Source organism: Bradyrhizobium sp. UFLA05-112, from assembly GCF_053572325.1.
The window spans coordinates 149,735-173,725 of record NZ_JBANBK010000001.1 but is presented as its reverse complement, the minus strand read 5'-3'; the positions used below and the strand labels follow the sequence as shown (position 1 = coordinate 173,725).

25 protein-coding genes are annotated in these 23,991 nt (G+C 65.3%); 21 read left to right on the top strand and 4 right to left on the bottom strand.

Features of this window, described 5'->3' with window-relative positions; all coding sequences use genetic code 11:
• Nucleotides 1-28 precede the first annotated feature (28 nt).
• Both SO180_RS00850 and SO180_RS00845 read left to right on the top strand, forming a co-directional pair.
• Nucleotides 29-625, top strand: a complete 597-nt coding sequence (locus SO180_RS00850) for a 5-formyltetrahydrofolate cyclo-ligase (protein WP_449376951.1) — start codon at nucleotides 29-31, stop codon at nucleotides 623-625.
• The gene (locus tag SO180_RS00845; RefSeq protein WP_449376950.1) at nucleotides 603-1,427 is read left to right on the top strand and encodes a TIGR00282 family metallophosphoesterase; all 825 of its coding nucleotides are present in this window, start codon (nucleotides 603-605) and stop codon (nucleotides 1,425-1,427) included. Before SO180_RS00850 ends, SO180_RS00845 begins: the two co-directional genes overlap by 23 nt.
• A gap of 199 nt (nucleotides 1,428-1,626) precedes the next feature.
• On the opposite strand, the gene SO180_RS00840 is transcribed toward SO180_RS00845, so the two are convergent.
• Nucleotides 1,627-3,051, bottom strand: a complete 1,425-nt coding sequence (locus SO180_RS00840) for a methyl-accepting chemotaxis protein (RefSeq protein ID WP_449376949.1) — start codon at nucleotides 3,049-3,051, stop codon at nucleotides 1,627-1,629.
• 219 nt (nucleotides 3,052-3,270) lie between these two features.
• The gene (locus SO180_RS00835; RefSeq protein ID WP_449376948.1) at nucleotides 3,271-5,013 is read right to left on the bottom strand and encodes a methyl-accepting chemotaxis protein; all 1,743 of its coding nucleotides are present in this window, start codon (nucleotides 5,011-5,013) and stop codon (nucleotides 3,271-3,273) included.
• Nucleotides 5,014-5,225: 212 nt separating this feature from the next.
• On the opposite strand from SO180_RS00835, the gene SO180_RS00830 reads away from it, so the two are divergent.
• The 9 genes from SO180_RS00830 to SO180_RS00790 all read left to right on the top strand — a co-directional run bounded on the left by SO180_RS00830 (nucleotide 5,226) and on the right by SO180_RS00790 (nucleotide 11,859).
• Nucleotides 5,226-5,972, top strand: coding sequence for a YebC/PmpR family DNA-binding transcriptional regulator (locus SO180_RS00830; protein ID WP_449376947.1), 747 nt, complete (start codon nucleotides 5,226-5,228; stop codon nucleotides 5,970-5,972).
• Nucleotides 5,973-6,180: 208 nt separating this feature from the next.
• Nucleotides 6,181-6,708, top strand: a complete 528-nt coding sequence (gene ruvC, locus SO180_RS00825) for a crossover junction endodeoxyribonuclease RuvC (protein ID WP_449376946.1) — start codon at nucleotides 6,181-6,183, stop codon at nucleotides 6,706-6,708.
• Nucleotides 6,705-7,322 carry a Holliday junction branch migration protein RuvA gene (ruvA, locus tag SO180_RS00820; RefSeq protein WP_449376945.1) on the top strand — a complete coding sequence of 206 codons (618 nt, stop codon included), beginning with the start codon at nucleotides 6,705-6,707 and terminating at the stop codon, nucleotides 7,320-7,322. Before ruvC ends, ruvA begins: the two co-directional genes overlap by 4 nt.
• A 46-nt stretch (nucleotides 7,323-7,368) precedes the next feature.
• Nucleotides 7,369-7,788, top strand: a complete 420-nt coding sequence (locus SO180_RS00815) for a cytidine deaminase (RefSeq protein ID WP_449376944.1) — start codon at nucleotides 7,369-7,371, stop codon at nucleotides 7,786-7,788.
• On the top strand, nucleotides 7,785-8,834 hold the full coding sequence (gene ruvB / locus SO180_RS00810; protein ID WP_449376943.1) for a Holliday junction branch migration DNA helicase RuvB: 1,050 nt from the start codon (nucleotides 7,785-7,787) through the stop codon (nucleotides 8,832-8,834). The genes SO180_RS00815 and ruvB overlap by 4 nt, the downstream gene beginning before the upstream one ends.
• A 93-nt stretch (nucleotides 8,835-8,927) precedes the next feature.
• The gene (locus SO180_RS00805; RefSeq protein WP_449376942.1) at nucleotides 8,928-9,797 is read left to right on the top strand and encodes a DUF6869 domain-containing protein; all 870 of its coding nucleotides are present in this window, start codon (nucleotides 8,928-8,930) and stop codon (nucleotides 9,795-9,797) included.
• 86 nt (nucleotides 9,798-9,883) lie between these two features.
• Entirely contained in the window at nucleotides 9,884-10,795 is a 912-nt protein-coding gene (locus SO180_RS00800) for a metallophosphoesterase (protein WP_449376941.1), read from the top strand.
• A gap of 113 nt (nucleotides 10,796-10,908) precedes the next feature.
• Nucleotides 10,909-11,316 carry a tol-pal system-associated acyl-CoA thioesterase gene (ybgC, locus tag SO180_RS00795; RefSeq protein ID WP_449377020.1) on the top strand — a complete coding sequence of 136 codons (408 nt, stop codon included), beginning with the start codon at nucleotides 10,909-10,911 and terminating at the stop codon, nucleotides 11,314-11,316.
• Nucleotides 11,317-11,391: 75 nt separating this feature from the next.
• Nucleotides 11,392-11,859: a nuclear transport factor 2 family protein gene (locus SO180_RS00790; RefSeq protein ID WP_449376940.1), complete on the top strand. Its 468-nt coding sequence runs from the start codon at nucleotides 11,392-11,394 to the stop codon at nucleotides 11,857-11,859.
• Between the two features lie 87 nt (nucleotides 11,860-11,946).
• On the opposite strand, the gene SO180_RS00785 is transcribed toward SO180_RS00790, so the two are convergent.
• Both SO180_RS00785 and SO180_RS00780 read right to left on the bottom strand, forming a co-directional pair.
• Nucleotides 11,947-12,699, bottom strand: coding sequence for a type 1 glutamine amidotransferase (locus tag SO180_RS00785; protein ID WP_449376939.1), 753 nt, complete (start codon nucleotides 12,697-12,699; stop codon nucleotides 11,947-11,949).
• A gap of 39 nt (nucleotides 12,700-12,738) precedes the next feature.
• A complete protein-coding gene (locus tag SO180_RS00780; protein ID WP_449376938.1) occupies nucleotides 12,739-13,656 on the bottom strand; it encodes a LysR family transcriptional regulator in 918 nt (305 codons plus the stop codon).
• 151 nt (nucleotides 13,657-13,807) lie between these two features.
• Between SO180_RS00780 and SO180_RS00775 the strand changes: the two genes are divergently transcribed.
• From SO180_RS00775 to SO180_RS00730, 10 genes are read left to right on the top strand one after another with little or no spacing between them, the layout of a single operon-like run.
• The gene (locus SO180_RS00775) at nucleotides 13,808-14,764 is read left to right on the top strand and encodes an N-carbamoyl-D-amino-acid hydrolase (RefSeq protein WP_449376937.1); all 957 of its coding nucleotides are present in this window, start codon (nucleotides 13,808-13,810) and stop codon (nucleotides 14,762-14,764) included.
• A gap of 38 nt (nucleotides 14,765-14,802) precedes the next feature.
• The gene (locus SO180_RS00770) at nucleotides 14,803-15,630 is read left to right on the top strand and encodes an ABC transporter substrate-binding protein (RefSeq protein WP_449376936.1); all 828 of its coding nucleotides are present in this window, start codon (nucleotides 14,803-14,805) and stop codon (nucleotides 15,628-15,630) included.
• On the top strand, nucleotides 15,627-16,484 hold the full coding sequence (locus SO180_RS00765; protein WP_449376935.1) for an amino acid ABC transporter permease: 858 nt from the start codon (nucleotides 15,627-15,629) through the stop codon (nucleotides 16,482-16,484). Before SO180_RS00770 ends, SO180_RS00765 begins: the two co-directional genes overlap by 4 nt.
• Nucleotides 16,481-17,245, top strand: coding sequence for an amino acid ABC transporter ATP-binding protein (locus tag SO180_RS00760; protein WP_449376934.1), 765 nt, complete (start codon nucleotides 16,481-16,483; stop codon nucleotides 17,243-17,245). The genes SO180_RS00765 and SO180_RS00760 overlap by 4 nt, the downstream gene beginning before the upstream one ends.
• A gap of 14 nt (nucleotides 17,246-17,259) precedes the next feature.
• Entirely contained in the window at nucleotides 17,260-18,075 is an 816-nt protein-coding gene (locus SO180_RS00755) for an ABC transporter substrate-binding protein (protein WP_449376933.1), read from the top strand.
• A complete protein-coding gene (locus SO180_RS00750; RefSeq protein ID WP_449376932.1) occupies nucleotides 18,062-18,946 on the top strand; it encodes a polysaccharide deacetylase family protein in 885 nt (294 codons plus the stop codon). Before SO180_RS00755 ends, SO180_RS00750 begins: the two co-directional genes overlap by 14 nt.
• 7 nt (nucleotides 18,947-18,953) lie before the next feature.
• Nucleotides 18,954-19,610 carry an aspartate/glutamate racemase family protein gene (locus SO180_RS00745; RefSeq protein WP_449376931.1) on the top strand — a complete coding sequence of 219 codons (657 nt, stop codon included), beginning with the start codon at nucleotides 18,954-18,956 and terminating at the stop codon, nucleotides 19,608-19,610.
• Nucleotides 19,611-19,620: 10 nt separating this feature from the next.
• Entirely contained in the window at nucleotides 19,621-20,940 is a 1,320-nt protein-coding gene (locus SO180_RS00740) for a dihydroorotase (protein WP_449376930.1), read from the top strand.
• Between the two features lie 12 nt (nucleotides 20,941-20,952).
• Entirely contained in the window at nucleotides 20,953-22,536 is a 1,584-nt protein-coding gene (locus SO180_RS00735) for an ABC transporter substrate-binding protein (protein WP_449376929.1), read from the top strand.
• Complete coding sequence (locus SO180_RS00730; RefSeq protein ID WP_449376928.1) at nucleotides 22,533-23,906, top strand: amidohydrolase family protein; 1,374 nt, start codon at nucleotides 22,533-22,535, stop codon at nucleotides 23,904-23,906. The genes SO180_RS00735 and SO180_RS00730 overlap by 4 nt, the downstream gene beginning before the upstream one ends.
• Nucleotides 23,907-23,991 lie beyond the last annotated feature (85 nt).

Below are 23,991 nucleotides of genomic sequence, written 5' to 3'. Positions count from 1 at the left end.
ACAGGCTTCTGCCTCAGGGAAAACGCTGATGACCAACTCCAAAGCCGAACTCCGTGCCAAGGCTCTCGCCAAGCGCGATGCGCTCAGCGAGAAGAAGCGCAGTGCTGCCGCCGCGAAGCTCGGCAAGCGCGGCCTGCCGTTCGAGATCGCGCCCGGCAGCATCGTCTCCGGCTATTCGCCGATCCGCAGCGAGATCGATCCGGTGCCCCTGATGCAGAAGCTCGCGGCCGACGGCGCGCGGTTGGCGCTGCCATGCGTCACCACGCGTGGCAAGTCACTGATCTTCCGCATCTGGCATCCGAGCGACCGGCTGATGCTCGGCCCGCTCGGCATTCCCGAGCCCTCGCCGGCGGCGGCCGAGGTCATCCCCGACATCATGCTGACACCGCTTGCCGCGTTCGATCGTCTCGGCCACCGCATCGGCTATGGCGCGGGACATTACGACTTCACCTTCGCGCATTTGCGCAAGACCAAGCACGTCGTCGGCGTCGGGCTCGCATTCGCGGCGCAGGAGATCGAGACTGTCCCCGCACTATCGCACGACGTCGCGCTGGATTATGTGCTAACGGAAACGGACGTGTTCGATTTCCGGAGTTCTGAAGTTGCGCATTCTCTTCGTGGGTGACGTCGTCGGCCGGGCCGGCCGCGCGGCGATCGCCGAACACCTGCCCAACATGGTTCGCGACTGGTCGCTCGATTTCGTCGTCGTCAACGGCGAAAATTCCGCCGGCGGTTTCGGGATCACGGAAGCAATCTATCAGGAGTTGCTCGACGCTGGCGCCGACGCGGTCACGCTCGGCAACCATTCCTGGGACCAGCGCGAGGCGCTGGTGTTCATCGAGCGCGCCGAGCGCCTGGTGCGGCCGGCGAACTATCCGCGTGGCACGCCGGGCCGCGGCGCCGCCCTGGTCGAGACCAAGAACGGCCGCCGCGCGCTCGTCGTCAATGCGCTGGGCCGTGTCTTCATGACGCCGTTCGACGATCCCTTCGCCGCGCTCGAGCGCGAGCTCAGCGCCTGTCCGCTGCGCGAGGCGGCCGATGCGATCGTGGTCGATTTCCATTGCGAGGCGACCAGCGAGAAGCAGGGCATCGGCTTCTTCTGCGACGGCCGCGCCAGCCTCGTCGTCGGCACACATACGCATGTGCCGACCGCCGATCACCAGATCCTGCCCGGCGGCACCGCCTACATGACCGATGCCGGCATGACCGGCGACTACGATTCGATCATCGGCATGCAGAAGGAAGAGCCGCTGCGCCGCTTCACGTCAGGAATTCCCTCCGGCCGGTTCGAGCCGGCGATGGGCACGGCGACGCTGAGCGGGGTCGCGGTGGAGACGGACGATGCAACGGGGCTGGCGTTGAAGATTGCGCCGGTGCGCGCGGGTGGCCGGCTCGAGCCGGCGACGCCGAGGTTCTGGTTGAGTTAGCTGATCCGCGACGCCACCCGCTCGGTGTCGTCCTGGCGAAAGCCAGGACCCATACCGCGTGATCTATCGATTATGGTTAGTGCTAGTCCCCGACCAGTCTTCGCCAAACGACTGCCTGTGGTTATGGGACCTGGCTTTCGCCAGGACGACGTTGGGGGAGCATTGCACCGTGTCTCCACTGCACGGCACTTCCTGCCGCTCACCCCTGCCTAAACCCCATCCGGAAGGCACCCCAGTGCTTTCCCTTGACGATGATCGGCGAGGACAAATCCTTCATCAGCACGAACTGGCCGCCGCCCATGTCGCGGCGGTAGGTTTGCAGCAGGAACGGCTTTGTGTTCGCCGCGACCTTCTTCACCGCGCGGTCGTTGAACAGGCGGCGGTTGCGGCAATTGGCGTTGTTCCAGACGGGGTCCTTGCCCTGCGGCAGGCGATAGTTCGGATTGTGGGTCGGCAGATAGCCGCCCTTCGCCCAGGCGACGCAGAACACGATGCGCGGGTCCGACTTCTGGATCGGGTCCTGGATCGCCGGCAGCACGCGGTCGGTGAAGTCGACGTAGCTGGTGAGAAATTGCTTGGGATCGGTGCCGGGAATCTCGCGATATTTCTCGTCCATGAGCTGATCGAGCGTGATCTCGCCGCGGTCGATCCCTGCCTCGAACTCGGCCGAGATGCGTTTGGCGGTGTCGACGACGACGCGGATCAGAGGCGCGTCCGACGTCTCCACGCCGCTGTCGGCGATCAGCGCGATCAGGCTCTCGGAGGTGTCGAGCAGCTTTGCCACCCGCTCATCGGCATTCCTGAGATCGCGCGAGGAGAGATCGACGCCCTTGGCGAGCTCGCTGAGCTCCGAGATCACGGTGTCGCAATGGCCGAGATTGGAGGTCGCAGCGCGGGCGACGCTGTCGATCTCCGCCCCCACGGACGCAAAGCCCTGCTGCACGCGGCTGATGATGCCGGAGATCTGCTGCGCGCCGTCGCCGGCGTTCTTCGCACGTAGCGAGGCATCACCGCTTTCGCCGATCAGGCTGCCGATCTGGCCGTCGAGATCGCGCACGGTGTCCGAAATCTGTTGCGTGGCCTGGCGGGTTGCTTCCGCAAGGCTCTTCACCTCGCTCGCCACGACGGCGAAGCCGCGGCCGGCGCTGCCGGCGCGTGCCGCCTCGATGGTGGCGTTGAGCGCGAGCAGGTTGGTCTGCTTCGCAATCGCCTCGATCGAGCCGGAGACCTTGGCGACCTGGCTCAGCGCCGAGCCGACCGCGGCAAGCCGTGCCTCGATGCGAGCGACGGCTGCAACGAGCTCGGAGATGTGGCTGACCGCGGTCTCGACCACGTCGCGCGACTGCGCGATCTCGCCGACCGCGGTGGATGTCGTCGATTGCACCGCCTGCGAGGCATTGGCGATCTCGCGATTGGCCGAGACCATGGTCTCGGCCGTCTTCTGCAGATGGTGGAACCGCTCCGACTGACCGGCGACGCGGTTGGCGACCTCCTGGACGTTGCCGGCGATGTCGGCGAGCTCAACCCCGAGGCCGCCAATGCGATCGGCGAGCTGGTCTATGAGGCGTTCGGCCAGCGTCCGGTTGGATGACGCGTCCATGACTGCACGCTGCACGACGGACATGTTTGAACTTCCTCCAGTCGGAGTCGCCTATCGACTCACCAACGGCATTCCCATTCCCATTTCAAAGCGTGATTCGTTTTAATGCTGATTCGCGCTTTGCCGTCTTGCCTGAGCGTGCACTAGGTGCGCGATAACGTCAGGGTGAATTGTCATCGCGCTTCAGGTCTTTGCTCGTGCACGGTCTTTTCGGAAGCGCTCCGTACTTTCCGGGATCATGCTTTAAAGTTTGTAGGCGGTCCGGAACCCGCCCCAGTGTCGGCCCTGCACGCGGATCGGCACGTCGATCTCGCGCATCATCACCGTGTTGCCGTTGCCCATGTCGCGCGCGTAGCTCTGCACCAGATAGGAGCGCAGATTGCGCGCCGCAGCGAGGCCCGCGGGGTCGTTGAAGATGCGCCGGTTGCGACTGTTTGCCGTGTTCCAGGCGACATCGCCCGGGCACTGCGGATGCGAATAGATCTTGTTGTGCACCGGCAGGAAGCCGTTGCGGTCGACCATGGCGCAGAACGCCATGCGTGGATCCTTCGCCAGGAATGCTTCCTGGAAGGAGGGGAGGGCGCGGTCGGCCCAGTCGAGATATCTTGTGCGGTACTGCTGCGGATTGGTGCCTGATATTTCCGCGTAGTCGGTGTCGAAGAGATCGTCGAGCCTGACCTCGCCGCGCGCGACCGCCTGCTCGAAGATCCTCGTCAGCGCAGCGCCCGCTTCCATTGCGCGGGTCACGAACTCGGTGTTCTCTTCGTGGATCGACCAGAGCTTGTCCTCGATCTTTTCGCGCAGCTCGGCATTCGGCGCCTGGAACTGCGCCCGCGCGCCGGCCTTGGACTGCTCGGCGACGCGCAGGCGGCAGGCGCCGATATCCTGGAGCAGGCCGTCGATGGTCTCGTGCACCGAAAGCCTCGCTGCGTCCGCGCCGCCGATCAGGACGCCGTCCATCGCAATCTCGTAGACCGGCATCAATGCGCGGCCACCCCTGATCTCGAGCTTGAGATGGCAGGGCAGGCGCTCGGTCTTGCGGCGGTCGTCGCCGTCACTCTGCCTGAGCAGCACCGTGCAGCGCGATTTCAGCTTCTGCGCGAACGTCGTGACCGCCTTGCCGGCGCTGGAGACGCTTTCGCCATGCGCTTCCGCCGCCTTGGTGGCGGCATCGATCTCGGCGGCGCTGTCGCCGACGGATACGATGAATTGGGATGCGGTCGCGGCGTTGCCGGAGACTTCGCTGGTGGTCGCGGTCTGCTCGGCGACGGCGCCGTTGACGGTGTCGAACACCGGGCGGATCGCCTCGATCGCCTGCGAGATGCGGTGCACGGCTTCCGCCGAGCCTTCTGCATCCTTTTGCAGCGCTTCGATCTTCCTGGTGATCTCGTCGGTCGCGCTCTGGGTCTGCACCGCGAGCGCCTTCACCTCGGTCGCAACAACGGCAAAGCCTTTGCCGGCAGCGCCGGCGCGCGCCGCCTCGATGGTCGAGTTCAGCGCGAGCAGCGTGGTCTGGCGCGCGATCTGCGCGATCAGGTTGACGACGTTGCCGATCGCGGCGGAGGATTCGCGCAGGCGGTCGACATTGGCGCGGGCTTCCTGCGCGGCGGCGCTGGCAGCATCCGCAAGCTTGCCGGCCTCGCGGACCTGGGCGCCGATGCCCCGCGCGGACTGGGTGAATTTGTCGGCCGCGGTGGCAAAGGTGGTGGCGGTCGATTGCGCGGCGCTGCTGCGCCCCGTGAGCGCATCGGTGCGTTCGCGGATCGTCGCGAGCGTGTTGGCGGTCGCTTCCGCCCCGCCGGCGACCGATTGGGCGGCGCGCTCGAGCTGGCGGATCATCGCGCCGAGCTCGAGTTCCAGAAGCTCAAGAATTTCCTTGGCCGAATCGCCTTCCGGCGCAGCAACGGGCTCGGCCACGGCCTGGGTCACCTGCGGCGCTGCCGCGGCCTGTTCCGGCAGACGCTTCCGAAGGAATCCGAAGGCCATCAGGTTGCTCTTGTCGGGGGACGGGATGTGGATATTTTCACATCCCGAAATGAAGTCAGGGTTAACAGGTGCCTGATGGCGCGGCATCTGGCCCTACGATGCTACCTTCAAGTATACTCTTTCATTCCAGGGGGCTCGCGGCCTATAAGGCCCGCGCTTCGATCCCTTACATTGCCCCTGACCTTGGCTGACGATTCCTCGAGAGACCACGCATGGCCGGACATTCCCAATTCAAGAACATCATGCACCGCAAGGGGCGGCAGGATGCGCAGAAGTCGAAGCTCTTCGGCAAGCTCGCTCGCGAAATCACCGTCGCGGCCAAGCTCGGCACGCCGGATCCCAACATGAATCCGCGCCTGCGCGCGGCCGTGATCGCGGCGCGCCAGGAGAACATGCCGAAGGACAATATCGAACGCGCCATCAAGAAGGCGCTCGGCAGCGACGGCGAGAACTATGACGAGATCCGCTACGAGGGCTATGGCCCCGGCGGCGTCGCCGTCATCGTCGAGGCGCTGACCGACAACCGCAATCGCGCGGCCTCCGACATCCGCTCCTTCTTCACCAAATCCGGCGGAAATCTCGGCGAAACCGGCTCGGTGTCCTTCATGTTCGACCGCACCGGCATCATCGAATATGACCGCAGCGTCGCGTCAGATGACGCGGTGCTCGATGCCGCGATCGAGGCCGGCGCCGACGACGTGATCTCGAGCGAGAACGGCCACGAGATCTACGCCTCGACCGAAAGCTACCGCGATGTGGCCAAGGCGCTCGAGGCGAAGTTCGGCGAGCCGCGCAAGGCCGCGTTGATCTGGAAGCCGCAGAACACGGTCGCCGTCGATGACGAGACCGGCGAGAAGCTGCTCAAGTTGATGGACCTGCTCAACGAGCACGACGACGTCCAGAACGTCTACGCCAATTTCGAGGTGTCGGACGCGCTGATCGCGAAGATGGGCGGCTGAGGTCGTCTCGTGTCCCGGACGCGACGCGGCGTGAAACGCTGCGGCGCAGAGCCGGGACCCACGCTTCCCGTGCCGATGAGGGATGGGCCGCGGTTCAGCAGCGCATCACTGCGTGCTGCGCTGCGCCCGGGGCACGAGAGCTTAGTTCCCCTGTTACTTCCGTTCCGTTTCTGTTTCCCTCCCTCCGGCCAGCCGCTATCACTGGCCCATGACCGCGCCCCCGATTCGCCAGCCCGTCCGAATCATCGGCATCGACCCCGGCCTGCGCCGCACCGGCTGGGGCGTGATCGAGGCCGAGGGCAATCGCCTCGTCTATGTCGCCTGCGGCTCGGTGGAACCGCCGGACGGGCTACCGCTGTCGAGCCGGCTGCTCGCGATCCACGAGGGGCTCGCTGCCGTGCTCTCCAACCACAAGCCGATGGAAGCCGCGGTCGAGCAGACTTTCGTCAACAAGGACGGCGTCGCGACGCTGAAGCTCGGCCAGGCCCGCGGCGTTGCCATGCTGGCGCCCGCGATGTTCGGCATCACGGTGGCCGAATACGCGCCCAACCAGGTCAAGAAGACCGTGGTCGGCGCCGGTCATGCCGACAAGAACCAGATCGCGGTGATGCTGAAGATCCTGCTGCCCAAGGCCGAGCCGCCGTCGGCGGACGCCGCCGACGCCCTCGCCATCGCCATTACCCACGCCCATCACCGGCAGAGTGCCGCCCTGCGCTTGAAGGTGGTCGGGTTATGATCGGCAAGCTCAAGGGCCTGATCGATTCCTACGGCGAGGATTTCGTTATCCTTGACGTCGGCGGCGTCGGCTACCAGGTGCATTGCTCGACGCGCACGCTGCAGCATCTGCCCTCGCCCGGCGAAGCCGCCGTGCTCTCGATCGAAACTTACGTCCGCGAGGATCAGATCAAACTGTTCGGCTTCCGCTCCGACCAGGAGCGCGAATGGTTTCGCCTGCTCCAGACCGTGCAGGGCGTCGGTGCCAAGGTTGCTCTCGCCGTGCTCGGCACGCTGTCGCCGGCTGACCTCGCGAACGCGATCGCGCTGCGCGACAAGGCCGCGGTGTCGCGCACGCCCGGCGTCGGTCCCAAGGTCGCCGAGCGCATCGTCACCGAATTGAAGGACAAGGCGCCGGCATTCGCCAATGTCGATCCGCACGTCGTGCACCTCGCCGGCGCCGTCGACGACCAGCGCGCCCCGCGACCCGTCGCGGACGCGATCTCCGCGCTGGTCAATCTCGGCTACGGCCAGCCGCAGGCGGCAGCCGCCATTGCCACGGCGTCACGCAATGCCGGCGAGAATGCGGAAACCGCGCAGCTCATTCGCCTGGGTCTGAAAGAATTGTCAAAATAGACTATCCTGCGCGGCCGTTGACTGACGAAGGAATGTATTTCCCACCATGCTGAGCAATAAAGACAAGGAACTCATTGCCGCCGCGACCAAGGCGATCAGCCAGCGCTATCGCAACAAATGGCAGGAGGTGGGGGCTGCGATGCGCACCCGCGATGGCCGCATCGTCACGGGCGTGAACATCGACGCCTATATCGGCCGCAACGCGGTCTGCGCGGAGGCGATCGCGATCGGACGCGCCATTACGGAGACGGGCGATCACGGCATCGAGACCATCGTCGCGGTGCGTCATCCGAAGCCAGGCGAACCCGGCGATATCGCCGTCGTCTCGCCCTGCGGCATCTGCCGCGAGTTGATCCATGACTATGACGCCAAGGCGCGGGTCATCGTTCCCGACAACGGCCGCGAGCCGAAGGTTGCGAGCATCGGCGAGCTGTTGCCGAACAAGTACCGGCGAGGCAACGAGTGAACACGCCCTCCCGCATCGTCACGCCCGAGCGCCGCAGCGACGATGTCGGCGACACGGCGCTGCGTCCGCAGTCGCTCACCGAGTTCGTCGGCCAGCAGCAGGCGCGCAAGAACCTCTCCATCTTCATCGAGGCTGCGCGCAAGCGCGGCGAGGCGCTGGATCACGTGTTGTTCGTGGGGCCCCCCGGCCTCGGCAAAACCACGCTGGCGCAGATCGTGGCGCGCGAGCTCGGCGTCGGCTTTCGCGCCACATCGGGCCCCGTGATCGCCAAGGCCGGCGATCTCGCCGCGCTTCTGACCAATCTGGAAGAACGCGACGTGCTCTTCATCGACGAGATCCATCGCCTGAGCCCCGCAGTGGAAGAGGTGCTCTATCCCGCGATGGAGGATTTCCAGCTCGACCTCATCATCGGCGAGGGCCCGGCGGCGCGCTCGGTCAAGATCGAGCTCGCAAAGTTCACCCTCGTCGGCGCGACGACGCGTGCCGGCCTTCTCACCAATCCGCTGCGCGATCGTTTCGGCATTCCGATCCGGCTGAACTTCTATACGGTCGAGGAGCTGGAAGGTATCGTCAGCCGCGGTGCGCGCGTGCTCAATGTCGGCATGAGCCCGGATGGCGCCAACGAGATCGCGCGCCGCGCCCGCGGCACGCCGCGCATCGCCGGCCGGCTGCTCAGGCGGGTGCGCGATTTCGCTTCGGCTGCGAACGCCGATACCATTGATCGCGAGATCGCCGACCATGCGCTGAGCGCGCTCGAGGTCGATGCCGCGGGCCTGGACGCCATGGACCGGCGCTACCTCTCGACGATCGCGCTGAACTATGGCGGCGGCCCGGTCGGCGTCGAGACCATGGCGGCCGCGCTGTCCGAGCCGCGCGACGCGATCGAGGACATCATCGAGCCCTATCTGATCCAGTGCGGCTATCTCCAGCGCACCCCGCGCGGCCGTCTCCTCACCACGCACGCCTTCCGCCATCTCGGCCTTGCTGAGCCCTCGCGCGATACGGCACAGTTCGGCTTGTTCGGCACGGACGAGAGCGACGACTAGAGCGACGTTGAACCCACCTGTTTTGTGCTCCCACTAATGCGGACCCGCGGCGATCGGGGGTGCCGTTACTGCACATTGGCTGGAGTGGGAAGAATGGGGCTGAGTGAGCACGCAACACTGCTTGAAACCATCGCGTCCGCACCGCAACTGCGGACGCCTGACGAGACTGAAGCGCTTCTCGATCCGATGCCGCTGGCCGAGCTGGCCTCGATGTGGTGCGCGCTTCAGCGCGTCAGCCGGCGCGACCAGGCCGGCAGTGTCTGGGCGCTAAAACTCTATTTCGATCGTCTGCCGCATCGCCGGCCGCAGTGTGCGCTCGATCTCATTCTTGACGTGCTGAGGACCGAGACCGACAAGCCGACGGTGATGCAGCTCAACGACAAGTTCTTGCTGGCGCTGCTCTACGCCCACGGCGACGAGGTGATCGTGCGTATCGAGCATGAGGCGAAGCACAATGCGCGGCTGCGGTGGCTGCTCGGGGGCGTGCATCTGGGCGAGCAGGAGCCGCTGATGCGGCGCATCGCCGGGATCGCCAATGATGCGGCCTGGCATGCCGATCACATGGCCCAGCGCACTCCGCGCGGGCCGCTCGATTGCGCTGGCCTGTCGCTGTCCGAGCTGGCGCAGGCCTGGATCGAGCAATATTCCAGGTCCGACCGCGACCAGGACGACAATCTGTTCGTGATCATGGATTTCGAGCGCGATTTGCGCGAGGATGATCCCGACCGGATGATCGACCTGATCCTGGAGATCCTCAAGGTGGAGTCCAATCCCGTGCTGCTGTCGCTGCTGGCGGCAGGCCCTCTCGAGGACGTGATCAGCCTGCGCACGATCGACCGTATCGAGCGCGAGGCCCGCGCCGACAGGCGATTCCATGACTTGCTCGGCGGCGTCTGGTATTACCGGGCGTCCGACGAATTGAAGACGCGTCTGGATGCGCTGGTCGGCGCGAGGGACCGTTAACGTTTCTGCTGACGATCTGCACAAACGCAACCGAATTCCGCTACAATCGCTCGTCACTCTCTGCCTGCATCACGGGTAAGGATCTCATGTTTTCTCGGCGGCATCTCTTGCGATTGATGGGCGGGTTCGGCGCCTTTGGCGTCTCGACCGCGGCCTATGGCTTCGGCGTCGAACCGGCGCAGCTGCGAGTGACCCGCTACGACCTCTCGCCGTCGCAATGGCCTTCCGATTTCAGGCTGAAGATCGCGGTCATCGCCGATCTCCACGCCTGCGATCCCTGGATGTCGCTCGATCGGATCGAGGGCATCGTTGCGCGCACCAATGGCCTCGCCCCCGATTTGACCGTCCTGCTCGGCGATTACGTCGTCAGCCAGCGCCATATGAGGCGGGCCATTCCGGCGGGCGAATGGGCGTCGGTGCTGAGTCGTCTGAAGGCGCCGCTCGGTGTGCACGCGATCCTGGGCAATCACGATTGGTGGGACGACCGGACCGTGCAGCGCGAAGGCAAGGGGCATCCGGTTGCACGGCAGGCGCTGGAAGCCGCCGGGATTCCGGTCTACGAAAATGACGCGCAGCGCCTGGTCTACGCGGGCCGTCCGTTCTGGCTCGCTGGGCTCGGCGATCAACTCGCCTATGTGCCGGCGCGACGCTTTCGTCCCCTCCGCCGCGTTGGCGTCGACGATCTCGCCGTCACGCTCGGCAAGATCACCGACAGCGCACCCGTAATCCTGCTCGCGCATGAGCCGGACATTGCCGCACGCGTGCCGTCGCGCGTCGCGCTGCAGCTCTCCGGTCATACCCACGGTGGCCAGGTGCGGCTGCTCGGTTGGTCGCCGATTGCGCCGTCGGGACAGGAACTCTCCTATGGCCATATCCGCAAGAATTGCGACATCATCGTCTCCGGCGGGCTCGGTTGCAGCCTCATGCCCTTCCGCCTCGGTGTTCCCCCGGAAATCGTGCTGGTGACACTTGGAAATGCAGGGCAGGCGGTGTCGTAGCCACTGCTTGCGCGTTGGGCTGATTTGCGCAAAACACGAAGCTTCGACAATGAACCGAGGCTCGCGACGTGACAGCCCATCTCGACGGCGAGATCCGCAACGGCCGCCACCACATGCAGGTCCGCGTCTACTACGAGGACACGGATTTTTCCGGCATCGTCTATCACGCCAACTATCTGCGTTTCATGGAGCGCGGCCGCACCAATCATCTGCGGCTGATGGGCGCTGAGCAGCAGGCGCTGTTCGAGCAGGCGGAGACGGAAGACGCCGGCTTCGCCTTCGTGGTGCGCTCGATGCATCTGGATTTCCTGAAACCCGCGCGCATGGATGACGTGCTCGACGTCGTGACCTGGCCGATCGCGGTGAAGGGCGCCTCGATCATGCTGGCACAGGAGATCCGGCGCAGCGAGGACGTGCTGGTCAAAGCCGAAGTGCGCGTCGCCTTCATCAGCGGTGGCCGCGCCCAGCCGATCCCGAAATCGATCCGCAACCTGATGAAGGCCGATGTGATTTCGAAATGAGCCAATAGGGAAGGGGCCATCGACTTCCAGCCGCGCGAGCGTAGATTTGCGTGTCCCCAACCGATGAGGCCAGCCATGTCGCGTCCGCCGCTTCCGCCCTTCACGAGAGAGACCGCCGCGCAAAAAGCCCGCATGGCCGAGGACGCCTGGAATTCGCGCGATCCGCAGCGCGTCGCGCTCGCCTATACCGAGGACAGCCGCTGGCGCAATCGCTCGGAAGTCTTTCACGGGCGCGAGGCGATCGTGGCGTTTCTCACCCGCAAATGGGCAAAGGAGCTCGACTACCGCCTGATCAAGGATCTCTGGGCTTTCGACGGCAACCGCATCGCTGTGCGCTTCCAGTACGAATGGCACGATGCGAGCGGCCAGTGGTATCGCTCCTACGGCAACGAGCAGTGGGAGTTCGACGAGCACGGATTGATGAATCGGCGCGAGGCGTCGATCAACGACATCGCGATCGCGGAGGGGGATCGTCGCTTCCACTGGCCCGCGCCGGGGCCAAGGCCTGCGGATGTGGCGGGGCTGGGCGACAGTCCGTTCTAGCTTCCAGGAATACCATTGCCCCTCATGGTGAGGAGCCGCGAAGCGGCGTCTCGAACCATGAAGGCCTCCGCCGCTGCATCTCGGTCTCTATCCTCCGCGACGCGCGTAAGTGCGCGCTCCTGAGGATGAGGAGATGGACTTTCGGGTCAGAAACCTCGCGATCGCGCCGCCCAGTTTCGCGCTGTCCAGCGGCTCGGCCAACGAGGCTTTCGCGGTGGCGACGACGTCGTCCGGCGCATGGCCTTCGCGGAGCGCGCAGCAGACTTGCGCGAAGCCCGCGTCGAATTCCGGATGCGGCTGCACCGAGAGCGTCGTGCCGTTGGCGTAGAGCAGGCCGGCGCGCGGTGCGAATTCCGAGTACAGGATCGTCCGCGCGTCCCGCGGTGGCTCGATGACCTGGTCCTGGTGCGAGCAGGCGATGGCGAGCTGCTCGCCGCCGATGACGCCGTTATCAGGCGCCACCTGATAGACGTGCCGGCCGATGCCCCAGCCCTTGTCCGATTTGCGGACCACGCCGCCGAGTGCCTGCGCGATCAGTTGGTGCCCGAAGCAGACCCCGACCATCGGCGTCTCGTTGGCATGGGCGCTGCGCACGAATTCTTCGAGCGGCGCGATCCAGTCGAGCCCGTCGTAGACGCCGGCCGCCGCGCCGGTGATCAGGATCGCCTCCAACTGGTGCGGGTCAGGAAGCGCCTCGCCATCGGGAATGCTGACGACGTCGAACGCAGCAGAAGGATCCTCAGTGCGGATCATGTGTTCGAACATGTCCGGAAAGGAGCCGTGGCGTTCGCGATATTTGCGAGGGACGGCTCCCGTCTCGATGATGGTGATGCGTGCCATGTGTTCCTCGGTTAAGAGATTGTGCGTGCCTGCGCAAGCTCAGTCGCGCCTTGCCTCCTGTTGTGTTCCGCTCTCCAGAAGCCTGCTCTCCTTGCGGACTTCATTGAGGAAGGCCTTCGCCAGGCGCGACAGCGGCTCTGCTTCCGACCACAGCATGTAGGCGACCGCGCGCGTCGACGGCGCGAATGTCCGCACGACCAGGCCGTTGCCGCCGTTCTGCCGCGGCGAAAATGGATCGACCACCGCCGCGCCGACGCCGGCGGCCGCGAGCACGCAGGCCGTGTTGCAGTAGCGCACCTCGACGGTCGGCTGGAATGGCGCGCCTGCACGGGCAAAACTGTCGCGCACGTCTTCGCCCAGCCGGGTGCCGCGTTCGAGCCCGATGAAGGGCAGGCCGACGAGATCGGAGGCGGAGACGACCGGCTGCGCGGCGAGCGGATGCGTTGGCGGTAGGACGCAAACCATCTCCCCGGTATGCACCACCTCATGAGCGATGCCGGGATGGTGGGTGAGACCAAGCGCGAAACCGAGCTCGGCGACATGGCTCAGCACGCCCTCGATGATACCCTCGTAGCGACGAACGTCGAAAAAGACCCGCGTCTCCGGACGGCGGCGCAGGAAGCCGGACAGGGCAGAGGGAATGATGCTGTAGGCGAGCGGCGGCGTCGCCACGAGCGACAGATGCCCCGAGCGGTTCTCCCGCAGATCGCGCACACGGCTTTCGAGCTTGGCATGGAGCGCGAAGATCGCCTCGCTCTCCTTGTAGAGCGCCATCGCTTCTGCGGTCGGGAACAGGCGGTTGTTGACGCGCTCGAACAGCGCAAAGCCCGCCTGCGCCTCCATCGTCTTCAGTGCGTTGCTGACCGCGGGTTGCGAGAGCGCCAGCTCGTCCGCCGCCGCGACCGTGGTGCGGTGGCGAATGACGGCACGCAGGATCTCGAGCTGGCGCAGGTTCATATAAGTCCTGATTATACTCTCGGCCAAAATATCATAGCACAATGAATTGCTTTTCAACTCCCGTTTCCGCGTAATGGCCGCGGATTTGCACGCTGGATCAAAGAGTTCTTTCGCCCAATGAGGCAGCAGCGCGCACAGATTGGAGGCAGTCTTGGTTCGTGTCCTTCGCGCCGCCGCCGCCCAGATGGGGCCGACGCAAAAAGCCGATACGCGCGCGCATACGCTTGACCGGATGCTGAAGCTGCTGGAGGAGGCGGCCGCGCGTGGCGCCAGCCTCGTGGTATTTCCTGAGCTTGCCTTCACCACCTTCTTTCCGCGCTGGCTGCTCGAAGGCGCGGCGCTTGACCACTATTTCGAGCGCGGCATGCCGAACCCGGCCGTCGCAAGGCTGTTCGAACGCGCGCATGCGCTCCGCGTCGGCTTCTATGTCGGTTATGCCGAGCTGACAGCAGACGGCCGCCGCTACAATTGCTCCATCCTGGTCGATCGCGACGGCGAGATTCTCGGCCGCTATCGCAAGGTGCATCTGCCGGGCTCGGTCGAGCCGCGGCCGGGCGCGCGCTATCAGCAGCTCGAGAAGCGCTATTTCGAATATGGCGATCTCGGCTTTCCAGCCTTCCGCGCCGGCTCGGCCTGGGCCCACGCGATCATGGGCATGATGATCTGCAACGACCGGCGCTGGCCGGAATCCTGGCGCGTGCTCGGTCTGCAAGGCGTCGAGCTCGTCTGCATCGGCTACAATTCGGCGGCCTATGATCCCAATGGCGGCACGACGGAAGACGCGAGCCTTCGCACCTTCCACTCGACGCTGGTGACGCAGGCCAACGCCTACATGAACGCGACCTGGGCGATCTCGGTAGCAAAGGCGGGCGAGGAGGACGGCTCCGGATTGATCGGCGGCTCCTGCATCGTCGATCCCAACGGCCGCATCGTCGCTCAGGCCGAGACGCTGACCGATGAGGTGATCGTCGCCGACATCGATCTCGACCTCTGCCGTCAGGGCAAGGACAAGATGTTCAACTTCGCCGCCCACCGGCGGCCGGAGCAATACAGGGTGATCACCGAACGCGCTGGCGTCATCGAGCCGGCCGTTCTCGACGCGGACTAACAATCAGACAGCCGATTGCGGCGTTGGAAGGAGCTGACATGACACGCCTCTCGCACTTCCTGAAGACCGCAGCGTTGGCCGCCGTGACGTCCGCGCAGGCGGCCGAGCTTCCGGCGGAGATCAAGCAGGCAGGCACGTTGAAGCTCACGGTCAACTCGACCTACGCGCCGATGGAATATCGCGATCCCGCGACGGGTGAACTCGTCGGGCTCGACATCGATCTTGCGAACGAGCTCGCCAAGCGGCTCGGCGGCCTCAAGATCGTCTGGAGCGAAACGCCGTTTGCCGAGCTGATCCCCTCGCTCCAGACCAAGCGCGCCGATTTTATCATCAGCGGTATCTCGGATCGCGCCTCGCGGCGCGAGACCGCGGATTTCGTCGACTATCTCACCACGGGCCCGCAGTTCTTCGTCATGGCCGAGAGCGAGGCGAAAGCCGCGACCGATCTCTGCGGCAAGAAGGTCGGCACCACGCGCAGCACCAGCTTCCCGGTCGAGATCGAGAAGTGGAGCAAGCAGAATTGCGAGGCGGCCGGCAAGCCGGGCATCCAGTACGTTCCCGGCGAGAACTCGATCGACGTCCGCAACCAGCTCAAGCAGGGCCGCATCGACGCCGCCGTGCAGGGCAGCGAGACCTTGCCCTATGCGCAATCGCAGGAGGCCAGCAAGTACCGCGTTGTCGGCGAGCCCTTCGCCAAGGGTTTTCAGGGCGTCATGTTCCGCAAGGATGATGCGGCCCTGCGCGAGGTGGTGACGGACAAGCTCGCCGCCATGATCGCCGATGGATCCTACAAGGCTATTCTCGACAAATGGGGATTGGGCGCGAACGCCGTCGAGAAGCCCTTGATGAACGCGGCGCCGCAATGAAGGCCGCGCCCGCACTCGCGGAGGGATTTCCCGACCTGTCCGGGCTGCACGTCGCGCGCGAGCCGCACTGGTTTCGCTGGCTCAGCGCGGCGCTGATCGTTCTGGTGCTGGCTGCCATTGGCCGCGCCTTCGCGGGCGGCCAGATCGAATGGTCCTATGTCAGCCGCTTCCTGACGGCGAAAGTGATCATCGAGGGCATCGTCAATACCATGGTGATGGCCGTGCTCGCGATGGCGCTCGGTATTGTCCTCGGCGTGGTCGTGGCGATCATGCGGCTGTCGCCGAATCCGGTGCTGAAGTCCGTGGCTGCCGGCTACACCTGGCTGTTCCGCGGCACGCCGCTGATCCTGCAACTGCTGTTGTGGTTCAATCTTGCACTGGTGTTTCCGACCATCGGCATTCCCGGCCTGTGGAGCGCCCGCGCGGTCGATGTCATGACGCCGTTCCTTGCGGCACTGCTCGGGCTCGGCATCAACCAGGGCGCCTACACCTCCGAGGTGATGCGCGCCGGCATGTTGTCGGTCGACATCGGGCAATATGAGGCGGCGCAGGCGATCGGCATGGGGCGCTTGCGCGCGCTGCGCCGGATCATCTTACCGCAGGCGATGCGGGTCGTGATTCCGCCGATCGGCAACGAGTTCATCGGCCTCGTCAAGGCGACCTCGCTCGCCAGCGTCATCCAGTATCCGGAGGTGCTGCACAACGCGGAAAACATCTACTACGCCAACTCGCGCGTGATCGAGCTGCTGATCGTCGCCGGGCTCTGGTACCTCCTGGTGGTGTCGATCCTGACGCCGCTCCAGATGCTGCTCGAGCGACGCTTTGCCCGCGGCACATTGCGGTTTGCCCGATGACAAAGCCCCTCGTCGCGATCCGCTCCGTTAGCAAGCATTTTGGAGAGTTCCAGGCTCTCAGAAGCGTCTCGCTCGACGTGTGGCCCGGCGAGGTGATGTGCCTGATCGGCGCGTCCGGCTCGGGCAAGACCACGCTGCTCCGCTGCGTCAACCAGCTCACGACGATCGACAGTGGCGGCATCTGGCTCGATGGCGAGCTGCTCGGCGTGCGCGAGGAGGGCGGGCGGCTCTATCGCCTGACCGAGCGGCAGATCGCGCGGCAACGGCTGAAGACCGGCATGGTGTTCCAGCGCTTCAACCTGTTCCCGCACAAGACCGCGCTGGAGAACATCACCGAAGGCCCGGTGCAGGTGCAGGGCAGGAAATCCGACGAGGTGCGCGGTGAAGCCATCGAGCTCCTCAGGCGTGTCGGCCTTGCGACCAAAGCTGATTCTTATCCCGCGCAGCTCTCGGGCGGCCAGCAGCAGCGTGTCGCGATCGCGCGGGCGCTCGCGATGAAACCAATGCTGATGCTGTTCGACGAGCCGACCAGCGCGCTCGATCCCGAGCTCGTCGGCGAGGTGCTCGCTGTGATGAAGAAGCTCGCGCAAAGCGGCATGACCATGATGGTGGTGACGCATGAGCTCGGCTTCGCCCGCGAGGTCGCCGACCGCGTCGTCTATATGGACCAGGGTGCGATCGTCGAATCCGGGACGGCATCCGACGTGCTCGGCGCGCCGCGCGAGGCGCGTACCAAGGCTTTTCTTTCCGCGGTGATCTGAATGGGGGCGTTTCGATGATGAGAGTGTTGGTTGCGGCGGCATTGGTTTGTGCGACAACGGCATCAGTGATGGCGATCGAGCTGCCGGCCGAGATCGCCAAACGAGGCAGCATCAAGGTCGCGCTGGTGCCGAACTATCCGCCAATGGAGTTCCGAGATCCCGCCACCAACGCGCTGTCCGGCTTCGACATCGATCTCGGCGAGGCGCTCGGTCGCAAGCTCGGCGTCAAGGTCGAATGGCAGGAGACCAGTTTCGCCGAGTTCATGCCGTCGATCTCGACAGGCCGGGTGGACGCGATCCTGTCGGGTTTCACCGATTATGCGAGTCGGCACGAGATCGCGTCCTTCGTCGATTACTTGCGCAGCGGTCCGAAATTCTTCGTGCAGCAATCCCGCGCAGCCGAGTTCAAGGACATGGCCGCGCTGTGCGGCAAGAAGGTTGGCGCCAGCCGCCGCACCATGTTCCCGGCCGAGATCGCGGCGTGGAGCGAGAAGAATTGCGGCGGCAACCAGATCCAGTTCGTCGGCACCGACGGCTCGGCCGATGCGCGCACGCAGCTCAGGCAGGGCCGCATCGACGCCGCCGTGCAGGGCAACGAGACGCTGCCCTATATCATGGACCTGGAGCCCGGCATCTATGCGCCGGTCGGCGACGCCTTCGCGACGCAGTTCACGGGCATCGCGCTGCCGGTCAAGGAAAAGGCGCTTCAGCAGGCGATGGTCGAGGCCATCGATGCGCTGATCGCTGATGGCACCTATCGTGCGCTGCTGGCGAAATGGAAATTGAACGACAACGGAATAGAGAAGGCGACCATCAATGCTGGACAGTAAGGCACTTCAGAGCATCCCGCTCATCCCGGCAAACACCGCGGACCCTGCGCCCCACTATCCCTGGCCAAAACCCTATACGTCGGCGATGTTCCTGTCGTTCGACGTAGACGCCGAGAGCGCATGGACCAGCAAGGATGCGCTTCACGCACAGCGCCTGATCACTATGAGCTATGGCGGCTTTGAGGCGCGCGTCGGCACGCCGAAGCTGCTGGAGCTGCTCGATCAGCTCGATCTCAAGGCGACCTTCTTCGTCACGGGATGGTCGGTCGATGCGCATCCGGCGATGGCCGAATCCATTCTCAAGGCCGGCCACGAGATCGGCCATCACGGCTATCATCACCTTTTGCCCGATCCCGGCGATCCCTGGATCGAGGAGGAGCTCGAGCGCGGTTTTGACGCACTGAAGCGCCGGCTCGGCGTCAGGCCGATCGGCTACCGCGCGCCCTATGGCGAGTTCACCGAGGAGCTGCGCGCAGCGCTCGTGCGCCACGGCATCGTCTATACGTCCTCGTTCCGCGACGATGTGCGGCCCTATCGTCACCGTCTGTCCGACGGTAAACCGGGCACGATCGAGCTGCCGGTGACCGCGAGCTATGATGACTGGATGCATGGCCTTTCCGCCCGCTTCAGCCCGCGGCCGATCTTCCCCAAGGAGCACGTGCTCTCGATCTGGAAGGACGAGCTCGACGAGATCCGCGACTGGGGCGCGATGGTCACCACCGTGCTGCATCCGCAATGCAGCGGACGTCCCATGCGACTTCGTCTGTTGCGCGAATTTTTGACCTACGCAAAATCCTGTCCGGACCTCTGGATCACGACCGGCGAGGCCATCGCCGCCAACTTCCAGCGCCATGAGGCTGCCAAGCGTTGAGCCAAGCATGACCCGCCGTCGCATCCTCACGATCAACCCGAACTCGTCCGCGGCGGTCACGGCGGCGATCGACGAAGCCGTCGCGCCACTGCGGATTCCCGGCGGGCCCGAGATCGTGGTGGTGGGCTTGCCCGAAGGCCCGCCCAGCATCACCTCGCAGCGCGACGCCGACAGTGTCGTGATGCCGCTCGTCAATCGCGTCGCGCGCGAGGATGCCGATGCCTTCGTGCTTGCCTGCTTCAGCGATCCCGGCCTGCACGCGGTGCGCGAGGCGGCCGGCGGCCGCCCGGTGATGGGCATTGCCGAATGGGGCATCTTGCACGCGCTGACGCTCGGCGAGCGCTTTGGCATCATCGCGCTATCGCCGCAAAGCATTCGCCGCCAGCAGCGCATGGTGCGGCAGATGGGGGTGGACGGTCGCTATGCCGGAAGCTGGTCGGTCGGCGCGAGCGCGGCGGAAACGGCGAGCGCCGATATCCGTGGACGCCTGATCGAGGCGGGCCGCGCGCTTGTCATGCAAGTCCACGCCGATGTCGTCGTGATGGGTTGCGCAGGCATGGCCTCGCATCGCGCCGCGATCGAGGACGCGATCGGCGTTCCCGTGGTCGAGCCGGCGCAGCAGGCGGTCGCTGCGGCGATCGGCGCGGTGTTGTTGCAAGCATGAAGGGCGAACGATGCATTTTGATCTCCTGATCCGGAACGGCACCTGCGTCACGCCCTGGGGCGAGGACGCAGCCCACGTCGGCATCTCCGGCGGGCGCATTGCGACGCTATCCGCGACTCCGGCCGACACGGCCGATCAGGCCATCGACGCCAGCGGCCTTCACGTCCTGCCGGGCCTGATCGACAGCCACGTCCATCTGCGCGATCCTGGTGACGCGACGGTGGAGACACTCGGCACCGGCACGCGTGCCGCCGTGCTCGGCGGCATCGCCACGCTGTTCGACATGCCCAACACCAATCCGCCGATCGTCGATCAGGAGCGGCTCGACTGGAAACGCGGTTACGCGGAAGCGCAGAGTTATTGCGACATCGGTCTCTACATCGCCGGCGCCAAAACCAATATCGGCGAGCTCGCGCATCTCGAAAGCGAGACCGGCGTATGCGCCATCAAGGTGTTCGCCGGCTCGTCCACGGCGTCGCTGCTGGTCGAGGACGACGAGCATCTGGAAAAGTTGATGCGAGCAGGGCGTCGCCGCATCGCCTATCACAGCGAGGACGAATATCGCCTCCAGGCGCGCAAGCCGATGTTTTCGCGCGGCATGCCGCATCGCTCGCACATGGAGTGGCGCGACGAGGAATGCGCCTTCCTCGGTACCCGCCGCCTGATGGCGCTGGCGCGCAAGACCGGTCGTCCGGCGCACATCCTCCATGTCTCCACGGCGGAGGAGCTGAACTATTTGCGCGACTATCGCGATGTCGCGACCGTGGAGGTGCTGGTCAACCATCTGACGCAGGTGGCGCCGGAATGCTACGATGCGCTGAAGGGATTTGGCGTGATGAACCCGCCGATCCGCGGCGAGCGGCATCGAGAGGCGAGTTGGGCCGCCGTGCGCGACGGCATCGCCGACACCATCGGCAGCGATCACGCGCCGCATTCGCGCGCCGCCAAGGAACTGCCCTGGCCGGATTGCCCGGCGGGACTGACCGGTGTGCAGACACTCGTTCCAGTCATGCTCGATCACGTCAATGCCGGCCGGCTCTCGCTGTCGCGGATGGTCGATCTGATGGCCGCCGGGCCTGCGCGGGTCTACGGCCTCGTCGGGAAGGGACGGCTGGCTGCAGGTTACGACGCCGATTTCACGCTGGTCGACATGAAGGCGAAGCGCACCATCGAGGATTCCTGGATCGTCTCTCCCTGTGGCTGGACACCGTTCGCGGGCAAGAAGATCACGGGCTGGCCCGTTGCCACCATCGTGCGCGGCCACGCCGTCATGCGCGACGATGAGGTGCAGGGCGCGCCGATCGGCCGTCTCGCGCGTCTTGCGTCATAGGAGTCTTGTTCGATGCCGATCTCTCGCCGCTCCCTGCTCAAGGCCGCAGCCGCAGCACCGGCACTGTCGCTGCCGGGGATCTTGCGCGCCGAGGAGCAGACCACGCTGCGCTTCATCCCGGTGATCGATCTCGCCTTCGTCGACCCGATCTATTCGACCGCGCAGGTGTCGCGCAACCACGGCTTCATGGTCTACGACACGCTCTACGGCATGAGCGCCTCGCTCCAGGTCTCGCCGCAGATGCTGTCGGGTCATGTCATCTCCAATGACGGGCTCCAGTGGGACCTGACTTTGCGCGACGGCCTGCTCTGGCACGATGGCGAGCGCGTGCTGGCGCGCGATTGCGTCGCGAGCATCCGCCGGTGGGCGGCGCGTGACGGCTTTGGCGGCGAGCTGATGGAGGCGACCGAGGAGCTGTCGGCTGCCGACGACCGTACCATCTGCTTCCGTCTCAAGCATCCGTTTCCGCTATTGCCGCAAGCGCTCGGCAAGGCCGCGATCAACGCCTGCTTCATGATGCCGGAGCGTCTGGCGAGCCAGGATCCGTTCAAGCCGTTGACGGAGGTGATCGGCAGTGGGCCGTTCCGCTATCTCGCCGACGAGCGCGTACAGGGCGCGCGCAACGCCTATGCCCGGTTCGACCGCTACCAGCCGCGCAGCGACGGCAAGCCGGATTGGACCGCCGGCCCCAAGATCGTGCACTACGACCGCGTGGTCTGGACCACGACGCCGGACGCCGGCACCGGCGTCGCGGCGCTCCAGACCGGCGAGCAGGATTGGCAGGAAACGACGCCGCACGATCTGTTGCCGGTGATCAAGGCGGCGGGCGACATCGAAACGCGCGTGCTTGATCCGCGTGGCTACACCTGCATGCTGCGGCTCAATCATCTCCAGCCGCCGTTCGACAATCCCGCGGTTCGCCGCGCATTGCTGGGCGCGATCGACCAGTCGTCGTTCATGACGGCGGTTGCGGGTATCGATCCGGCCTATCAGGTGTCGCCGATCGGCTTCTTTGCTCCTGGCACGCCGATGGCGAGCGAGGTCGGGCTCGACGTCTTCCGCGGTCCGCGCGACTACGCCAAGGTCAAGGCGGAGCTGAAGGCCGCCGGCTACAATGGCGAGAAGATCGTGCTGCTTGTGCCAACCAATTCGCTCGCGCAGCGTCCCCTCGGTGAGATCGCCGCCGACACGTTGCGCAAGGCTGGCATGAACGTCGAATACGCTGCGCTCGATTTCGCAGTCGTGCTGCAACGGCAGTTGAAGAAGGAGCCGCTTCCGCAGGGCGGCTGGAGTGCTGCGGTTGGCAACTGGCAAGGCATCGACTGGCTCAATCCGGCGGGGAATACCAATTTGCGCGGCGAAGGCAAGGTCGCCGGCTGGTACAAGAGCGAGAAGATGGGCGCTCTTCGCAGCGCGTGGCTTGCTGCCTCTGAGCTCGCCGAGCAGCAGCGCATCTGCCGCCAGATCCAGGCGCTGGCCTTCGAGGAAATCCCTTATTTGCCGATCGGCCTGTACAAGCAGCCGACCGCCTACCGCAAGAACATCACCGGCATTCTCGACGGCACCGCCGTCTTCTGGAACGTACGCCCCGCATGAGCACGATCGCGATCTTCGGCAGCTATGTCTTGGCACGCAAGGACGGCGCGCAGGATGTCTTGCGCGATCATTGGGTCCTGGTCGAGGGCAAGAGGATCGCCACGGTGACGCGCGACAAGCCGAGCGCCGATCAGGTCTATGACCGTCCTGGCCGTTTCATCCTGCCGGGCCTGTTGAACCTGCATAATCACTGCTTCAGTGAAGCGGTGGCGCGCAGCCACACCGAGGACGGCAACGGCCGTCGCAACAATCAGAGCATCGTCTACACCGTGCTCCTGCCGCTAACCAAGCGCGGCGCCGACCTGTTGTCGCCGGAAGAGCGTCTGGCCGTCGCGCGGCTCGGCATTCTCCAGCTCCTGAAGGGCGGCGCCACCACCGTGATGGAGCCGTTCCGCAACTCCATTCCGGAGATGTTCGATGCCGCCGAGGAGATGGGCATCCGGTTCTACGGCGCACCCTACCTGTTTTCGACATCGGACGCCAAGGCCGGTCCCGACGGTGTGGTCCGTTATGCCGGCGACGACGGGGCGGCTGATATGGCGACCTGGGACGCGCTCTATCAGCGCTGGAACGGCCGTGGCGAGGGGCGCATTGGCCTTGCGATGAGCCCGCACGCGACCGACACCTGCGGGCCCGATCTGCTGAAAGCCTGTGCTGCAAGGGCGCGCGAGCTTGGTGTTCCCATCACGACCCACCTGGCCCAGAGCCGCGCCGAGGTCGAGACCATCGGCAAGCGCTATGGCGGGCGCACGCCGGCGGAATATCTGGACTGGTTGGGGCTGCTCGCGCCCGATCTTTTGGCCGCGCACTGCATCACCAGCACCGATGACGACCTCAAGCTGATGGCCGCGCGCGGCGCGACCGTGCTGAACTGCCCACGCGTGTTCGCGCGCGCCGGCGTGACTGCGGCATTCAGCCGCTTCGCCAGCCATGGCGTCCGCACCGTGGTCGGCACCGACGGCTATAACATGGACCTGCTTGGCGAACTCAACGCCGCCTCGCTCATCTCCAAGACGTCGTCGCAACGCGCCGATGTCGCGAATTCTCCCGAGCTGATCGAGTCGATCACGGCAACCGCTGCCGACATCATCAAGCGGCCCGATCTCGGCCGGATTGCGCCGGACGCGACCGCCGATCTCACCGTCGTCGATCTCACCCACCCGCATTTGCAGCCGCTCTTCGATGTCAGGCGTGCATTGGTCGCGCTCGCCAACCGCGCCAATATCGACCAGGTCGTGGTCGACGGTCGCGTGCTCATCGATGCTGGCCGCTACGTTCATGGCAATGAGGCCGCGATCACCGCGCAAGGCGCAGCCGCGATCGGGAAGATCTGGGATCTGCCGGAGGCGCAGGCGGCATTCAACGGCTGAGCCGCGCGCATCCTTGGCTATCGCATAGGTGTCCGGCAAAATCGCAGAGCGCATTGCCATCGGTCGAGTCGATGGCATACAAATT

Coding starts and splice junctions, on each gene's coding strand:
- SO180_RS00850 (WP_449376951.1), top strand. CDS start 29: ATGACCAACTCCAAAGCCGAACTCCGTGCCAAGGCTCTCGCCAAGCGC.
- SO180_RS00840 (WP_449376949.1), bottom strand. CDS start 3,051: ATGTCCGTCGTGCAGCGTGCAGTCATGGACGCGTCATCCAACCGGACG.
- SO180_RS00835 (WP_449376948.1), bottom strand. CDS start 5,013: ATGGCCTTCGGATTCCTTCGGAAGCGTCTGCCGGAACAGGCCGCGGCA.
- SO180_RS00830 (WP_449376947.1), top strand. CDS start 5,226: ATGGCCGGACATTCCCAATTCAAGAACATCATGCACCGCAAGGGGCGG.
- ruvC (WP_449376946.1), top strand. CDS start 6,181: ATGACCGCGCCCCCGATTCGCCAGCCCGTCCGAATCATCGGCATCGAC.
- ruvA (WP_449376945.1), top strand. CDS start 6,705: ATGATCGGCAAGCTCAAGGGCCTGATCGATTCCTACGGCGAGGATTTC.
- SO180_RS00815 (WP_449376944.1), top strand. CDS start 7,369: ATGCTGAGCAATAAAGACAAGGAACTCATTGCCGCCGCGACCAAGGCG.
- SO180_RS00805 (WP_449376942.1), top strand. CDS start 8,928: ATGGGGCTGAGTGAGCACGCAACACTGCTTGAAACCATCGCGTCCGCA.
- SO180_RS00800 (WP_449376941.1), top strand. CDS start 9,884: ATGTTTTCTCGGCGGCATCTCTTGCGATTGATGGGCGGGTTCGGCGCC.
- ybgC (WP_449377020.1), top strand. CDS start 10,909: ATGCAGGTCCGCGTCTACTACGAGGACACGGATTTTTCCGGCATCGTC.
- SO180_RS00790 (WP_449376940.1), top strand. CDS start 11,392: ATGTCGCGTCCGCCGCTTCCGCCCTTCACGAGAGAGACCGCCGCGCAA.
- SO180_RS00785 (WP_449376939.1), bottom strand. CDS start 12,699: ATGGCACGCATCACCATCATCGAGACGGGAGCCGTCCCTCGCAAATAT.
- SO180_RS00780 (WP_449376938.1), bottom strand. CDS start 13,656: ATGAACCTGCGCCAGCTCGAGATCCTGCGTGCCGTCATTCGCCACCGC.
- SO180_RS00770 (WP_449376936.1), top strand. CDS start 14,803: ATGACACGCCTCTCGCACTTCCTGAAGACCGCAGCGTTGGCCGCCGTG.
- SO180_RS00765 (WP_449376935.1), top strand. CDS start 15,627: ATGAAGGCCGCGCCCGCACTCGCGGAGGGATTTCCCGACCTGTCCGGG.
- SO180_RS00760 (WP_449376934.1), top strand. CDS start 16,481: ATGACAAAGCCCCTCGTCGCGATCCGCTCCGTTAGCAAGCATTTTGGA.
- SO180_RS00755 (WP_449376933.1), top strand. CDS start 17,260: ATGATGAGAGTGTTGGTTGCGGCGGCATTGGTTTGTGCGACAACGGCA.
- SO180_RS00750 (WP_449376932.1), top strand. CDS start 18,062: ATGCTGGACAGTAAGGCACTTCAGAGCATCCCGCTCATCCCGGCAAAC.
- SO180_RS00745 (WP_449376931.1), top strand. CDS start 18,954: ATGACCCGCCGTCGCATCCTCACGATCAACCCGAACTCGTCCGCGGCG.
- SO180_RS00740 (WP_449376930.1), top strand. CDS start 19,621: ATGCATTTTGATCTCCTGATCCGGAACGGCACCTGCGTCACGCCCTGG.
- SO180_RS00735 (WP_449376929.1), top strand. CDS start 20,953: ATGCCGATCTCTCGCCGCTCCCTGCTCAAGGCCGCAGCCGCAGCACCG.
- SO180_RS00730 (WP_449376928.1), top strand. CDS start 22,533: ATGAGCACGATCGCGATCTTCGGCAGCTATGTCTTGGCACGCAAGGAC.